Source organism: Pseudoalteromonas sp. SCSIO 43201 (assembly GCF_023716725.1).
Classification (GTDB): Bacteria; Pseudomonadota; Gammaproteobacteria; order Enterobacterales; family Alteromonadaceae; genus Pseudoalteromonas; species Pseudoalteromonas peptidolytica.
The window spans coordinates 1,027,748-1,044,613 of record NZ_CP072684.1; the positions used below are offsets into that span (position 1 = coordinate 1,027,748).

Below are 16,866 nucleotides of genomic sequence, written 5' to 3' on the forward strand. Positions count from 1 at the left end.
ATCAAGTCTTATCGATGTAGATACGAGTAAAAATCATAAAAGTGAACAAACTAATTTATTAATAACTTTCATGTTACTTTCTCCCTATCAACAAAACTGTACAATAGTATCTAAAATAAACTATTTTCATTTTTAGCAAACCCAAAAATTCTCAAGTTGTTCATGGAACCTTCGTGATACAATCAATGCAAAGCAAGTAAAATATACCGTCATGATCGAAAATATTAGTCAGCAGGATTCTGCAAGTGAGCTCATAAGCCAGTACCACAAAAAACTCAGTGAATCAGGGTTTTCTGGGGACATAGATAATAGCTATGCCACACGCTTAGTAACGTCAACTGATAATAGTATTTATCAGCAAGTACCTCAGGCCGTCATTTTTCCAAAGTCAAATAGAGATGTACAAGTTGCTTTAGAACTTGCGCAACAGGATCCTTTTCTTTCTCTTACTTTTGGTCCCCGCGGAGGTGGTACAGGTACTAATGGTCAATCATTAACTCCAGGTATAGTAATTGATCTCTCAAGGTATATGAGAGAAATATTAGAAATTAACGAAAAAGAAGGGTGGGTCAGAGTCCAGGCAGGGGTTATCAAAGATCAACTCAATGATTTTCTGAAACCTTATGGCTTCTTCTTTTCACCCGACCTATCAACAAGTAATAGGGCAACTATTGGTGGTATGATCAATACCGATGCGTCAGGTCAAGGCTCTCTCGTTTACGGTAAAACCAGCGATCATATTTTAGGCTTAAAGACTTATCTCATTGACGGTACTGAGCTCAACACTTCAAAGCTTCCAATTGAAAAAGCGGAACTTTTAGCTCAGCAAAATTCAAGAACATCTGATATTTATGCTCATGTAATTGAAGCATGCCGCTCCAATCGCACTCTCATACTTGAAAAGTTTCCAAGGTTAAATCGATTCTTGACAGGTTATGATCTTGAAAATGTCTTTGACGAATCTTTATCTACGTTTGATTTATCAAGAATCGTTGCAGGTTCAGAAGGATCCTTGGCGATAGTAACAGAAGCTAAACTAAATCTAACCAAGATCCAGCCATACAAAACATTAATAAATATAAAATATGATTCTTTTGAATCCGCACTTAGAAATAGCCCATTTTTAGTATCAGCAAATGCCACTTCAGTTGAAACTGTGGATAGTAAAGTACTAGGGTTAGCAAGAGAAGATATTATTTGGCATTCAGTATCGGACTTAATTACAGATGTACCTGGCTATGATATGCAAGGTTTGAACATGGTTGAGTTCAATGGTGAGTCAACACAAGAGATCAATTCGAAGGTAGAGAATCTTTGCAATAGGTTAGATACATTAATTGCAAACAAAGAAGCTGGAGTCATTGGATATCAGTTAATAGATAGCAAAGAAGATATTCTAAAGATCTACGCAATGCGTAAAAAGTCTGTTGGTTTATTAGGTAATGTTAAAGGAAAGCGTAAACCAATCGCGTTTGCTGAAGATACCGCGGTTCCGCCTGAAAATCTTGCTGATTTCATAATGGAATTCCGAGATTTGCTAGATAGCTATAAATTAGATTACGGCATGTTTGGTCATGTAGACGCGGGGGTTCTTCACGTTCGTCCAGCACTTGATATGTTTGACCCAGAGCAAGAACAGCTACTTAGGTCAATTTCTGACAAAGTTGTTGCACTTACTGCAAAATATCGCGGCTTAATGTGGGGTGAACATGGTAAAGGTTATCGTAGTGAGTATGGCCCAGAGTTTTTTGGTGAGCAGCTTTTTAGCGAGCTTAGAAAAATAAAATCTTTATTCGATAAAAACAATCGCCTGAACCCAGGAAAAATATGTACACCTATTGATTCGAACGACCAATTGGTATCGGTTGACGGGCAGAAAAGAACATGGCTTGATCGAGAGATACCAGTACAAGTACAAACAAGTTATGAGCCCCCACTCAGTTGTAATGGTAACGGCCTTTGCTTCAACTATGATGAAAACTCCCCCATGTGTCCATCATATAAGGTGACTAAAGATAGACGTCATTCACCAAAAGGAAGAGCTGGTCTTTTTAAAGAATGGTTACGATTACAAAGTAACAAGGGTGTCGATTTAGTATCAGTAGAAAAGCGACTCATTAATGGTGAGAATACAGTCACATGGTGGGAGCGATTTTTAAATAATCGAAATAAAGACGAGTATGATTTCTCCCATGAAGTAAAAGCATCCATGGATGAGTGCTTGGCTTGTAAAGCCTGTACGACCGCTTGTCCAATAAAGGTTGATGTACCTACTTTTCGCGCTAAATTTTTGAATTTTTATTACAGTCGTTACAATCGCCCAATAAAAGATTATTTAGTTGCCAATATTGAGCGCTTGTTACCAGTAATATCAAAATTCCCAAATTTGAGTAATTTAGTTCAAAATAACCGTATATCGAGTTATCTACTTGAAAAGCTTATTGGCTATGTGGATTCACCATTACTAAGTAAAGTTCAACTACATAAATTAGTACCTAAGGAATACCACTATTCTGACGAAGTATTTAACAGGCTTAGTGCTGAGGAAAAGCTACGTGCAATATTTATAGTCCAAGATCCTTTCACCAGTTTTTATGAAGCTGAATTAGTATCGGACTTTATTCAACTCATAAGAAAGCTAGGATATTATCCACTTCTTTTACCCTTCAAACCCAATGGGAAGCCTCAACACGTAAAGGGTCTTTTAAAACAGTTTAAGTCAACAGCGGCAAATGCTTCTGAATTTTTAAATAAGATAAGTGAAAACGGCAGACCTTTAGTGGGATTAGACGCCTCGTTAGTTATGTGTTATCGAGATGAATATAAAGATATACTTCAAGAAAGTAGGGGAGAATTTAATGTACTGTTGGCCCATGAGTGGCTTGCAACTATTGATATTCCAAGTATAGACACGCTAAGTCCATCAAAGTTCAAGCTGTTAAGTCACTGTACCGAAACCACCTCGATGCCCGAATCGAAAAGAGTATGGAAAAGTATTTTCACAAAATTCAATTCTAACTTAGATACACCAAGTACTGGATGTTGTGGCATGGCTGGTACCTACGGTCATGAGTTACAGAACCAAGAAAATACGAGGGCTCTTTATGATGCTTCATGGCGATCGCATATTGAGGAAACTAAAGATGAAGCGATTCTCGCCACCGGCTTTTCCTGCCGCTGTCAGGTGAAGCGTTTTTCAGGTAACAAGCCCAGACACCCAATACAAATACTGAATAGTCTATTGGATTAAGTGTAGAATGTGAGCATTTAACTATTTAATGTTAGGTGCTCACTCTGTCTATATTTTGAAGTGTAAAAATCAATTCACTCCATATTATATTAACTGGAAAGAATCTTTTTAAAATAAACTATAATCTAACATCCTTATTAAACGCTTTATTTTTATCTTAGAACGTTTTCCAAAACCCTCAAAATCACATCCAATTTTTGTCACGATAACAATATTTTCATAAACCAGTTCTAATAAAATTTAAAATATGTCAGGTGAAAATGAATGCTTTGATAAAAATTTCAAAATTCAACTCGGTTTATTAATTTGTAATTCCACCCACAACAGTACGATGTGTTCCTTTCAAAAAGAAATACTCACACATTTTAAATGTATGAAGAAAACTTGACGCTGTAACCTATTTTTAATAGTTCTTGCTCGCAGCTTATAACCAGTAAAGTGTTTAATAAAAATTATACCTATTTTCCTAATTCAGTGGTCTATTCTGAGGCGAGAAAATCTTGGCGATAACCCCGCTACCGTGTCCTGCTATCACCAAGGTACCTACATCCGTGTCGGCAAAGCAAAATTTTTACTATTTATTTGTTCTAAATAAGAAATTTTTAATCCTGTTAGCGTCAGATTTACTCCTTCAAATTGAGCAAGTATCAAGTCAATTGGTATTAGTTACTTTTTACCATTATCCTAAAAGGGATAGGGCGCTGAGTTTGTAGTTGCTTAAGCTTATCAATAGATTTATCTGTAAATACATGGCCTTTGGGTAGTAGCAAGATCCCTTGATTGCTATGTAGAGCAAGACCTAAGGTCATCCCTGCTTGTAGCTTATCAGTTGTAATTATATCAACTGTTCCCACACTATCTTCAGCCAGATCGTTATTACTTACGGCTTTTTGCAAGGCATCAACAACTTCGGGGGCATAAAAATTTCCTCTATACGCTTTTATAAGCTCAAGAGAAGTTTGCGTTTTTTCCTCATCTGTACCGTTAGCTTGATAAAAATGATCATAATAGTCTCTCGCCACAGCCAATATTAACGAGCCAAGAGGGATCTCTTTTCCCTTGAGTCCCTTGGGAATACCTTGTCCATTGTACCTTTCAAATTGGTGATAAATTGCTTCGGCAACATCAGATAAATGTTGTGCAGGCATTAACATAAGCTGTGCGATTGAGGGGTGTGTATAATATGTCTTTTTTTGCGCTTCGCTCAGCGTTCTCGGTGGTTTTTTGTAGATTTCAGGATCCATCGCAAGTAAGCCTACCTCAGCAAGATAACCTGACATCATTGTTGTTTCAGCAAGCTCTTTACTTAAATTAAGGCCAGAAGCCATTATTTTACATAATCTAGCAATATTCTTCGCTTTTTTCCCATCAATAAAGGGGTTGGCATTAATAAAGTTATACAGCAACTCAACTGTAGCACGGTGCTCTTTAACTTCTTTTTTATTCGCTTGCTCGAGCTGATTCAATACTTTTCTAATTTGTGTGGTACGTTTTTGTACCAATTCCTCTAGGCTTTCGTTTAGCTCCACTAGCTCCTTATTTTTTGTACTAATTTCTTTAGTAAGCTTTATATTTTGGTTCTTTAAACGAAATTTCTCGGCACACTGTTTAACTGTATGAATTAGAATTTCATTGTCCCACGGTTTTTGAATATATGCGTGGATCCCACTTTCATTTATGGCTTTAATTGTTGATGCCATGTCAGCGTATCCAGTAAGTAAAATACGTTGAGTTTCGGGCTGAATTTGCTTTACTTGTTTTAAAAAAGTAGCTCCGTCCATATCTGGCATTCTCATATCGCTAACAATGACATCATAAGTATTTTTTTTAATCGTCAACAACGCTTGCTCTGGTTCAGTAAACAATTCCGCTTCGATCCCATTTTGTCGAAACAGCCTGTTTAATGATCGCAGTACATTCTCTTCGTCATCGAGGCATAGAATACGAATGACTTTGTCTGAAGTAGTTGATTGTTCGCTAAAATCCAATGCAATACCTCCAAATTACCTTACTTTTAAACTTAGTAGAAAAACCAAGTAACAACAAGCATGATGAAAAATTCGAATTAATTCCTATATTCCTCTTAGAAATTGTTTATACCATTAAGATATATCATTATAAAACATAGAGTTAAAGTAAAGATTTTGCATTCTCGCTCAATCAACTATCTATAAATCTCAAATAATCATGACATCGATTATTTCATTATCTGAGAAAGAACTAAGCATTATTTTCAATAGCTTAGTATTACATTTTTAAGTCTAAAACACATAAAATTACGTTTACGTAAACGTCAAGCGGAGTGGTAAATTTCTTGTTGCCATATCCTTTTTATGTGTTAGGTTTATGTTGTTATTGTTAACCGAATACAATAAATGGTTGGAGAACCACACCTATGAAACAACATGTAAAGACCTTTAATTTATCCTATATGGCTTCGCTAATTGGTGCTGCTTTTTGCGCTAATTCATATGCTTACAATTGTGACTCACTAGCACAATGGTCACAAGGCACAGCATATAGCGGCGGTGAACAAGTACAAAAAGCACAACATGCCTATGAAGCAAAGTGGTGGACTCAAGCAGATCCCTCTACTAACTCTGGACCTTGGGATGACTGGAAAAAATTGGGACGGTGTGACAGCGTTGTCACCAACGAACCACCTCAAGTTCAATCATTACAGCCAATTGACGGAGCTTCTTTTTCAGAAAATGACAGCGTTGCCATTTCAGTTGATGCAACAGACGCTGATGGTTCGGTTAGTCAAGTCGAGTTCTTTGTTGACGGTACCTCTGTAGGTATTGATACAACAGCAGTTGGTAACAACTACTCTGTTGATTGGTTGGCAACTGCAGGTAACCATACCATTTCTGTTGTTGCTACAGATAATGAACAAGCACGCTCTTCATCATTAATCAGCAATATCATCGTAAACTCAACGAGTAACCAACTACCGACCGCAAATTTAAGTCTTGAAGGTGGGATAACTGATGTCACTGTAAATCAATCAGTCATCATTACTTTGGATGGCTCAGATCCTGATGGTACAGTACAAAAATTAACGTTGCTTGTAGACGGTCAAGTCGTCTCTGAGAGTACTTCAGCACCGGCACAATACACTTGGCTACCGGCGCAACTCGGCAGCGCGCAACTTAAACTAGTCGTAGAAGATAACAGCGGTGCAACAGCACAAAGTACATTAACTGTGAATGTTGTTGAAGTTCCTCCAGTTAGTAATAACTGTGTTCCAGCAGGGCTGTACGAAACTCCAAATGCTTCGCCAAATTACTGCAAAATCTATGATGAAAATGGCAGAGAGAAAATGGGTGCCGATCATCCAAGACGAGTCATTGGTTACTTTACAAGCTGGAGAACAGGTAAAAACGGTCAACCAAGTTATTTGGTTAATGACATACCGTGGGACAAGATCACGCATATTAATTACGCATTTGCACATGTAGATGCTAACAACAAGGTTTCAATAGGCAACCCAAATGCCGCTGAAAACCCAGCAACGAATATGACCTGGCCGGGAGTTGCAGGGGCAGAAATGGATCCAACTTTGCCCTATACAGGTCATTTTAACTTACTTAACAAATTTAAAAAGCAGCATCCAGACGTAAAAACGTTGATTTCAGTTGGTGGTTGGGCTGAAACTGGAGGCTACTTTGACGAAACAGGCAAAAGGGTCGCGAGTGGTGGTTTCTACACCATGACAACCAATGCTGATGGTAGTGTGAACCACGCTGGAATTGATGCTTTTGTTGCAAGCTCTATCGATTTTATACGTAAATATGGCTTCGATGGTGTCGATATTGACTATGAGTACCCCTCTTCGATGAACGATTCGGGTCACCCAGATGACTTTGCCATATCAAACCCCCGACGCGCAGCATTGAATCGCTCTTACCAAGTATTGATGAAGAAATTACGTGAGGCACTAGACCAAGCAGGTCAGCAAGATAATACCCACTACTTGCTCACTATCGCGTCTCCTTCCTCTGGTTATTTGTTGCGTGGTATGGAGACCTTCCAAGTCACCAAATACTTAGATTATGTGAATATCATGTCTTATGATCTTCACGGTGCATGGAACCAACATGTTGGCCACAATGCTTCATTATTTGATACTGGTGAAGACTCTGAATTAAAACAATGGAATGTTTATGGCACGAAAGAGTTTGAAGGTATTGGCTACCTGAATACTGATTGGGCTGTTAAATATTTCAGAGGATCAGTTTCTGCTGGGCGAATTAATATAGGTATTCCTTATTACACTCGCGGGTTTAGAGATGTGACTGGCGGTACCAATGGCTTATGGGGTCAAGCTGCATTACCAAACCAAGCGGATTGCCCTCCTGGTACTGGTAGTGGCGACAAGAATAAATGTGGTAATGGTGCAGTTGGTATAGACAACTTATGGCATGACAAAAATGATGTTGGTTTAGAGGTACCAGCGGGTTCGAACCCATTATGGCATGTTAAAAACTTACAAAATGGAGTACTGGGTAGCTACCTTTCAGATTACGGTTTAGACCCTATCAATAACCCAGCGCACCAAATTACCGGCAGTTATACACGCCACTATGATGCGGTTGCAGTTGCACCTTGGCTTTGGAATTCAACTAAAAACGTATTCTTGTCCATCGAAGATGAAGAATCCATGGCTGCAAAAGTTGATTATGTCATCAACCAAGAACTGGGCGGGATCATGTTTTGGGAGCTTGCCGGTGACTTTGACTATGACACCAGCAAAAATGAATATTTTATGGGTTCATCGCTTACCAGCTTGGCGTACAACAAGTTTAACCAAAGTGGTACGCCTTATTCGGTCAAACAGGGTAACAAAACGTTTGTTAAACCAGCTTCTGCTGTCAACGTGTCTTTTGAAGCAAAAGACTTCCCAGCAGGTGATGCAAACTACCCAATTGCTCCAACCTTCGCATTTACCAATAACTCAGGGATTGACTTAACCGGTGCAAAGATTTCCTTCGATGTACCTGTTGCAACATCAGCTATCTTCAAATCGAACTGGAATGCCCAAGAAAAACTTAAGATGGCGGTGGATGTAAATGGCTCTAACGCTGCTGGCAACAACATAGGTGGTTTTGAAAATGAATTCCATCGTTTTTCTATCACGTTAGTCAATGAGTGGGGGAGCACACCTAAGTCATTTGGCCCTGGAGAAACGGTGAACGCCCAGGTTATGTACTATATGCCGATTTCAGGTCCTGTTAATTTTGTCGTTGAGAAGGATGGTAAACGATACGCATTTGCCAGTGAATACAAAGATCTTCCAATAGCAAAGCCAGGAGATGGTTCAACGGATCCGGTGACTTCATGTAAAGGAACCCCTGTAGACCAAATTGTCACCTATCCTACTTTTCCTAAAGGCACCCATGCGGCTCAGGGCGACCTTATTAAAGATGGTAACGCAGTATACGAAGCCAAGTGGTGGAGTAATAAACAACCTTCAACGAGCAGTGATTATACCAAAGTTTGTAACTTATAAATAATGGATGGGGAGGACAGGCTCCCCACTTATTAGAAGGAAATTTAACATGAATAAATTCCAATCTAAGTTTGCATTTATAATGGTTGGCACCGTTTCAACGCTACTGTCCAACAACGCGCTATCTCATGGCTATATGGATTTTCCAAAGGCCAGACAAGCAATATGCCAGTCTCAAGGTGGTTACTGGTGGCCTGATGACGGCTCCAACATACCCAACCTAGCATGTAGGGCAGCTTTTCTAGAGTCAGGACACTTCCAGTTTGTACAAGAGCATGAGTTTTCAGCAAATACCGCCGATTATAACAACCTTGAAGCCGTTAAGACTGTAGTTCCAGATGGTACATTGTGTTCAGCCGGAGACACAAATAAAAAGGGAATGAGTGTTGTGTCGTCCCATTGGCAGAGAACTACGATTGAGCCAAATGCTCAAAACACAGTGGCCATTAGCTTTAGAGCAACCACACCACATAATCCCAGCTTCTGGCAGATTTTCTTAACTAAGCCCAGTTACGACGGAAATACAATGCCACTCAAATGGAGTGATTTAGAGCTCATCAATGAGTTCGACAATATCGACTTTGTTGTAGATCCAGAAGGCAAACGCTTTTACAAAATGGAAATTAATATTCCCGCAGGTCGTGAAGGAGAAGCAGTGTTGTACACCCGCTGGCAACGTAATGATGCCGGTGGCGAAGGATTTTATAACTGTTCAGATATTACCATCAAGTCCACAGGCGCGCCTGCGGATTGGGTTAGTAGTGGTTACTATTTAAAACAAGGACAAAATGCTAACGTTGGCGACAGTATCTGGTTTAGAACATTTGATCAAGCGGGTAACGAGCTAGTAAGCCATCAACTTTCCATCAATTCAACGAATGTCTCGCGCTGGCAAACTGAGCTTGCCTCATACTTAAATAGTAACTTTAGTAACCAACTAAAAATTGGTGTTATGCAGCAAGATGGCGCAATTGTTTTTGACGAAACAACGTTGTTGGCCAATCAAGTATTTTTACCAAACGCACAATTTACAAGTAACCTGAGTATTGTAAAGGGGGATACCAATACACCTCCAACGATTAACCCGATAGCAAATATCGTGATTAACGAAAACACGCAGGCAACCGTTCACGCTCATGTTTTCGACGATCAAAACGATCCGTTGAGTTTTACTTGGTCAATTCCTTCACCTTTAACTTATACAGGAGATGGCGACACGATAGTTGTCACCGCCCCAGCCGTTAACACCGACCAATCAATTGAAGGTTCACTTACAGTCTCGGATGGTAAAGCCAGTACCGCAGCGAGTTTTACTGTCACCATCAAGAATGTAAACGCAGGTGAATACCCACAATGGCAAGCAACTCAAACCTATGTTGCAGGGGACAAAGTAACTTATCAACAACAGAGCTATGAAGCGAAATGGTGGAATCGTAATGAGAAGCCAGGCAGCTCCGCCGTTTGGAAACCAATTTAATTAACCCACACTGGGTACAACATGTAACTACAAAAAGGTTGAAAATATGAAACTTAATAAAATAACTACATATATAGGACTGGCGTTATTAAGTGGGGGAGCACTAGCTGCACCATCTACGCCATCACTTGATTGGAAGCCGCAACAATACTCTTTTGTTGAAGTAAATGTTGATGGCAACGGCTCATACAAGCAGCTAGTTAAAGCCAAAGATGTGGTTAATATTAACATCAAATGGAATGCTTGGAGTGGCTCCGGTGGAGATAACTATAAAGTTTACTTTGACAATATGTTAGTCAATCAAGGAACTTTAACACCGGGAACCAAAAGTGGGGTTGTCGAATTTCCTTATACAAAATCAGGCAGACACCAACTTTATCTAGAGCTATGTGAAGGTACGGTATGTGCCAGAAGTGCAGGCAAAGAAGTCGTTATCGCCGACACAGACGGTGCACATTTGGACCCACTACCAATGAATGTTGATCCGAACAACAGAAATAACGGAACAATTCCCGGACGTGTTACCGGTGCTTACTTTGTAGAGTGGGGGATCTACGGTCGCAACTACGATGTAACTCAAATCCCAGCCCACAATCTGTCACACATTTTATACGGTTTTATTCCAATTTGTGGACCGAATGAATCGTTGAAATCTATTGAAAACGGCAACAGTTGGCGTGCACTACAAACTGCCTGTGCGGATTCACAAGACTATGAAGTTGTTATCCATGATCCATGGGCAGCCGTACAGAAATCGATGCCAGGTGTAGACGCGAAAGATCCTATTCGTGGTGTATATTCTCAATTAATGGCGTTGAAGCAGCGTTACCCTGAATTAAAAATCTTACCTTCAATTGGAGGGTGGACACTTTCAGATCCATTCCATGGTTTTACAACTAAAGCAAACCGCGACACCTTTGTCGCTTCTGTTAAGCAGTTCTTGAAAACATGGAAGTTCTATGACGGTGTAGATATAGACTGGGAGTTCCCTGGTGGCGACGGCCCAAATCCAGATCTTGGCGATCCAGTTAACGACGGTCCGGCTTATGTAGCACTTATGCAAGAGCTACGAGCAATGTTAGACCAGTTGGAAGCAGAAACAGGCAGAAAATATGAACTCACATCCGCTATCGGAGCGGGTTACGATAAAATTGAGGACGTAGATTACCAAGCAGCGCAGCAGTATATGGACTACATTTTTGCCATGACCTACGATTTCCATGGGGCGTGGAATAATGATACTGGGCACCAAACTGGGATTTATTGCGGTTCACATCTAAGCACTGATGAATGTAATGGTACAGGTGTTGATGGCAATGGTAATCCTAGGAAAGGTCCTGCATACACTGGTGACCATGCAATACAGTTGTTGCTACAACAAGGAGTACAACCGTCAAAACTGGTTATGGGCGTAGCGATGTATGGCCGTGGCTGGGAAGGTGTAAGTGATGCTAACACGACTATTTCAGGAAATCCGATGACAGCACCTGGTAATGGTCCTTTAAAAGGCTCAACCAGTGAAGGGGTATGGGAACCTGGGATAATGGATTATAAAGCGATAGCGGCTAACGCTGTAGGTCAAAGTGGTAATGGTGTTAATGGCTTCGAAGTAGGCTACGACGAACAGGCTCAAGCCGCTTACGTCTGGAACAGAAGCAATGGTAAACTGATCACTTATGATAGCCCAAGAAGTGTCATCGCCAAGGGTCAATATGCAAATACTCACCAACTTGCTGGTTTGTTCGGCTGGGAAATTGACGCTGACAATGGCGACATATTAAATGCGATGTACGATGGTCTTACCGCTGGTGATATTCCAAACCGTGCGCCCACTATTGGCCTTTCAGGTCCAATTAACGTAACAGCGGGGCAATCGGTGAATGTAAGTGCGCTAGCAGCTGATGCTGACAATGATCCGTTAACATACTCATGGACTGCTCCCGCAGCATTAGTCTTGTCTGCAACCAACACAGCGTCAGTCTCTATCACTGCTCCATCAGTAACTCAGCAAACTAGCTATGATTTGTCATTAACAGTAAACGATGGCACTGTTAGCACCAGTAAGACGGTCACTGTAGTTGTCAATCCTGAGGGGGCAAATGAGGCTCCAGCAGTTACGCCGATCGCAAATGTGACGATCAATGAAGGTGATTCGACTACAATTACAGTCAACGCTACTGATCCAGAGGGCGCTGCATTGAGCTATGATTGGTCAGTACCAGCCGAGCTAAGCGTTGTTAGCAATAATAATACGGCAACCCTTACCGCTTCTAGTGTTTCTGCTGATACTACGGTGACGGTAACTGTTACAGTCTCTGACGGTGTCAACAGTGTTATTTCAAGCTTTGATGTAACAGTGAAAGACACGGCAGCACAATATCCTGCATGGGATAGTTCAGCCGTATATGTTGGCGGAGATCGCGTTAGCCATAACGGCGCCCAGTTTGAAGCCAAATGGTGGACTCGTGGAGAAGAGCCTGGAACCGCTGGCGTTTGGAAACGTCTGTAAACTGATTAACTTTAACTTAAACCCTAAATGAGCTTGTTTGCACAAGCTCATTTTATTGTTCACTTACACATTACTCTGCCCAATATTACCGATTTATCACTTTATTTTTTTCGTGAGTCTTTCATAATAACGATATGAGCTTCACAAACGAGTAACGCCTCCTGATAGTAATTTTTCGTATCACCGTATTTATATGTTGCCTGATGATGTTCACGACTCACTCGCAGGCTTGCGCCAACCGGCCTGTGTATAAAGTTGGAATAGGCTCACAGTGGCCACCTTTTGTCATGTATAATCCAACACCATACGGTATTGATATTGAAGTAACAAAGTCAGTTTTTGCTAACGCAAACCTCTGTATCGAATTTATTCAACTTCCTTCATCAGCAAGAGGGATCACCGAGCTAGAAAAAGGACTAATAGATATTCTTCCTTCAGCTAGCTTTAGCGTTGAGCGAGCAAAAGTTGCTTATTTTTCGGCTCCTTATAGAAGAGAGAGAATGAGGCTATTCTCAAATAGAGAAATCGGCCCAAACAGTAGTCTAATAGAGCTTTTTTCGTCCGGGCATACGTTTACATCAAATCCTGGGGCTTATTATGGCGAAGAGCTAAAACAAATAAAAAAAATAGAATGGTATGACAAAAGGTTATTTGAAATTTCAAGCCTAGAGCGCAGAGTAGAAATGGTTGCAAAGGGTCGTGTTGATTTTCTGATAGAAGATGAAGATGCTGGATATTATTATATTAACCAGCTTGGCTATCACAGCCTCGTATTACATCCCTATGTTGTCAATGACAATGCGATACATTTTATGCTAGGTCGACATGCCTTTAACCGCTCTGAAATTGATAGGATCAACACAGCTATTAAAAGCCTAAGCGAGACGATAAGCGACATCTCAAAAAAATACAGAAAAGACTCGGAATGAATCAAAAACAGATTTTCACAACGCTGCAGCAGACATTTGGCCATTCGACATTACGCCATGGCCAAGCAGAAGTTATAGACCTTATACTAAAAGAACAAAGCACCATTGGTATTTTTGCAACTGGAGCAGGAAAATCATTGTGTTACCAGCTCCCCGCAGTCTTAAAATCGGGTATGTGTGTTGTCGTATCACCATTACTTGCGTTAATGCATGAGCAGCGAGATTATCTATTAAAGATAGGAGTGAAATCCGCCTGCTTGGATAGTACTCAAACTCGTGCCGAAACAACCCAGGTTGAAAATGAGATCATCAGTAACACTCTGAAAGTACTCTTTATTTCAGTAGAAAGATTAAACAGTCAAAAAGCCCGTTTATTACTAAGCCGAGCTCACATTTCTTTTTTAGTCATCGATGAGGCACACTGTATCTCCGAATGGGGACACAACTTTCGCCCTGATTACCTTAAAATTGCCAAATATCGTGAAGAGCTTGGGATCAAGCAAGTGTTATTACTTACCGCCACTGCAACCAACAAAGTCGCCAATGATATGGCATGTAAGTTTAATATTCAGCAGCAGTCGATTGTTCGCACCGGCTTCTATAGAAAGAACTTACATCTGAGTGCGGTGTATATAAGAGAAAAGCAAAAAGATGAATACTTACTTGCGTTTCTTAAAAGGGCAAAAGGAGCCGGGATAGTATATGTAACGCAACAAAAACAAGCAGAAGAAGTTGCTAAAATGATTGTTGCATGTGGCTTTAAAGCAGCTGCATTTCATGCTTCGCTTAAAGCTGAAGATAAAGCACAGATCCAAGCGAACTTTCTGACTGAACCAGATTTAATCGTTGTCGCCACAATTGCTTTTGGTATGGGAGTCGATAAACCGGATGTTAGATGGGTACTACATTATGATATGCCAAAGTCCATCGATGGTTATAGCCAGGAAGTCGGCAGAGCGGGTAGGGACTCAAAGCAGGCGTACTGTGTTGCGCTAATAAATAACGAGAAAATATCGACACTTGAGAACTTTGTCCATGCAAGCGCATTGGAGTATGCGTCTCTCAAACACCTCTTTACTGAATTATTTTCAGCGCCAGATCAAGACTATCATTTAAATGAGTATGACCTTGCAAACAAAACGAATATAAACCAATTGGTCTTAAAAACCTTGTTAGTACAATTAGAGCTACAAGGCTTATTACAAATTAACTATAGCTATTTTGCAGAGCTACACATTGCGTTTACCCAAACGAAAGAGAAGTTACTTGCTCACTTTTCTGAACAGCGGCAAGTTTTCTTGGATAAGCTATTGAGCTGCTTTGAGTTTAAGAAAAAGTGGGGAGTATTATCGTTAGCTGCATTGGAAAATAATGGGATCTCCTTGTCAAAAGCGCAAGATGCTATTGACTATTTATCGAACCGACAGCTGATCGAGGTGAAAACATCAAAGTATACTTCTGTCTACTCTAAAACGAGTGAATCAATCGACATCGATAAATTAACGGATGAGTTTTATCAACAAGCACAAATTAAAGCGCAAGGTGAACAAGCCAGACTTAAACATTTACTCCAATTTTTTCAACTAACTACCTGCTATCATTACGCTTTGGCAAGCTATTTTGGAGATAGCATGGCTCCGAAACATTGCGGGCATTGTAGCGCATGCGAAGGAAAAGCCATGTTAATGCAGGTGGAGGAAGAACCTGCCATCGATATTGAGTTGGTCCGAGAAACGTTGAGAAATGCGTCGCAATTTGCCACACAGAACAGTGTCGACTTTTCAACTCATTTAAAAACACTATTTTTACTTGGCTTAAGTTGCCCGTATTTTACGAGGTTTAAGTTTAGACAATTAACTGGGTTCGGGATCTTGAAAGGCGTAAAATACGATAAAGTGGCAGCCATCATTACAGAACGAAAGCTATAAATGAAAAGCGATATTATAAAATTAGCCAACATTGCAAATAAACCCACCAAGAGAATTTTAGGCCTGATGAGTGGGACTTCTCTTGACGGACTTGACATCGCATTATGTAAAATTACGCATCATGGAAAACGGACAAAGCTTGAAGTAGAAAAATTCAAAACCGTTGCCTATAGCCAATCACAAAGGGCGTTATTGAGCCAACACGCATCAGTCCCAAAAGTCGATCTGCGTTCTCTTTGCCAGTTACATACTTGGCTTGGAAGGTTATATGCAGATATGATTAGTGAGACACTACAGTTATGGCAAGAGGAGCATCAGTCCATAGATCTGATCGCAAGTCACGGACAAACTATATATCATTGTCCGGGTCAACCGTTTTATACCGCTTCAAATTTACATAGTACCTTGCAGATTGTAGATGCCGATGTCATTGCCAAAAAAACAGGTATAATTACTATTTCTGATTTCCGACAAAAACATATCGCCAATGAACTAGAAGGAGCGCCCTTGGTACAGTATGGTGATCACTTACTCTACTCAGATAAAAAAGTCGACCGCATTTTATTAAATATCGGCGGTATATCTAATCTAACTTATTTACCAAAAGCTAAGGCGATAAACGATACCATTAGTAGCGATGTAGGCCCAGGAAACACGTTAATTGATCAATATTGTCAATACACTCTTGGTATTGCCTATGACGAAAATGGCAAGGTAGCATCACGTGGAAATGTTAACAATAAACTGCTAATCAAATTAAGCCAACATGCTTTTTTTGATTTGCCACTGCCAAAGTCTACGGGACAAGAGCTATTTAACCGCGCGTATATACAACGTGCGCTGAGTGAATGTGATCTATGTCATGAGGATATCATAGCAACTCTTACTGAATTTACCGCTCGTACTATTGCAGAGGCAATAAACCAGCTCGCAACAGAACACACTGAACTTTATGTCAGTGGAGGCGGGGTGCATAATGCGTTTTTGATGCAGCGCCTTGGTGGACTTCTCAAAGGCACCATAGTGATTAAAGACTTTGCCAACTTGAACATTGACCCTGATGCCAAAGAGGCAGCTTTATTTGCATTGCTTGCAAATGAAACGTTATCAGGAGAGAAGCAAGCGTTACCCTTTTCAATGGGGAAAATATCTTTACCCAATTAAGCTAATATATTTACGGCTTAACCATAGTACTAACTCGCTTAATGTGTTGGCAGCGCGTTTTACAAATGTGCTCCATAAGTTTATAGCTTGTGCTTTG

8 protein-coding genes are annotated in these 16,866 nt (G+C 40.3%); 7 read left to right on the top strand and 1 reads right to left on the bottom strand.

Annotated elements, in window-relative coordinates; genetic code table 11:
- Positions 1-211 precede the first annotated feature (211 nt).
- Positions 212-3,250, top strand: coding sequence for a D-2-hydroxyglutarate dehydrogenase YdiJ (gene ydiJ / locus J8Z24_RS20935; RefSeq protein ID WP_252095783.1), 3,039 nt, complete (start codon positions 212-214; stop codon positions 3,248-3,250).
- Positions 3,251-3,912: 662 nt separating this feature from the next.
- Here ydiJ and nosR read toward each other — a convergent pair.
- A complete protein-coding gene (gene nosR, locus J8Z24_RS20940; RefSeq protein WP_147389566.1) occupies positions 3,913-5,238 on the bottom strand; it encodes a response regulator c-di-GMP phosphodiesterase, NosR family in 1,326 nt (441 codons plus the stop codon).
- Between the two features lie 407 nt (positions 5,239-5,645).
- Here nosR and J8Z24_RS20945 point away from each other — a divergent pair, with 407 nt between their 5' ends.
- The 6 genes from J8Z24_RS20945 (at position 5,646) to J8Z24_RS20970 (ending at position 16,769) form a co-directional block, all read left to right on the top strand.
- Positions 5,646-8,762 carry a glycosyl hydrolase family 18 protein gene (locus J8Z24_RS20945; RefSeq protein WP_252095784.1) on the top strand — a complete coding sequence of 1,039 codons (3,117 nt, stop codon included), beginning with the start codon at positions 5,646-5,648 and terminating at the stop codon, positions 8,760-8,762.
- Between the two features lie 49 nt (positions 8,763-8,811).
- Positions 8,812-10,239, top strand: a complete 1,428-nt coding sequence (locus J8Z24_RS20950) for a lytic polysaccharide monooxygenase (RefSeq protein WP_252095785.1) — start codon at positions 8,812-8,814, stop codon at positions 10,237-10,239.
- A 46-nt stretch (positions 10,240-10,285) separates the two neighbouring features.
- A complete protein-coding gene (locus tag J8Z24_RS20955; RefSeq protein WP_252095786.1) occupies positions 10,286-12,748 on the top strand; it encodes a glycosyl hydrolase family 18 protein in 2,463 nt (820 codons plus the stop codon).
- A 203-nt stretch (positions 12,749-12,951) separates the two neighbouring features.
- Positions 12,952-13,677: a substrate-binding periplasmic protein gene (locus J8Z24_RS20960; protein ID WP_128731029.1), complete on the top strand. Its 726-nt coding sequence runs from the start codon at positions 12,952-12,954 to the stop codon at positions 13,675-13,677.
- The gene (locus J8Z24_RS20965; protein WP_252095787.1) at positions 13,674-15,605 is read left to right on the top strand and encodes a RecQ family ATP-dependent DNA helicase; all 1,932 of its coding nucleotides are present in this window, start codon (positions 13,674-13,676) and stop codon (positions 15,603-15,605) included. The genes J8Z24_RS20960 and J8Z24_RS20965 overlap by 4 nt, the downstream gene beginning before the upstream one ends.
- Positions 15,606-16,769 (top strand): anhydro-N-acetylmuramic acid kinase, encoded by a 1,164-nt coding sequence (locus J8Z24_RS20970; RefSeq protein WP_252095788.1) that lies wholly within the window; start codon positions 15,606-15,608, stop codon positions 16,767-16,769. It begins immediately after the preceding gene.
- Positions 16,770-16,866 lie beyond the last annotated feature (97 nt).

Coding starts and splice junctions, on each gene's coding strand:
- ydiJ (WP_252095783.1), top strand. CDS start 212: ATGATCGAAAATATTAGTCAGCAGGATTCTGCAAGTGAGCTCATAAGC.
- J8Z24_RS20945 (WP_252095784.1), top strand. CDS start 5,646: ATGAAACAACATGTAAAGACCTTTAATTTATCCTATATGGCTTCGCTA.
- J8Z24_RS20950 (WP_252095785.1), top strand. CDS start 8,812: ATGAATAAATTCCAATCTAAGTTTGCATTTATAATGGTTGGCACCGTT.
- J8Z24_RS20955 (WP_252095786.1), top strand. CDS start 10,286: ATGAAACTTAATAAAATAACTACATATATAGGACTGGCGTTATTAAGT.
- J8Z24_RS20960 (WP_128731029.1), top strand. CDS start 12,952: ATGATGTTCACGACTCACTCGCAGGCTTGCGCCAACCGGCCTGTGTAT.
- J8Z24_RS20965 (WP_252095787.1), top strand. CDS start 13,674: ATGAATCAAAAACAGATTTTCACAACGCTGCAGCAGACATTTGGCCAT.
- J8Z24_RS20970 (WP_252095788.1), top strand. CDS start 15,606: ATGAAAAGCGATATTATAAAATTAGCCAACATTGCAAATAAACCCACC.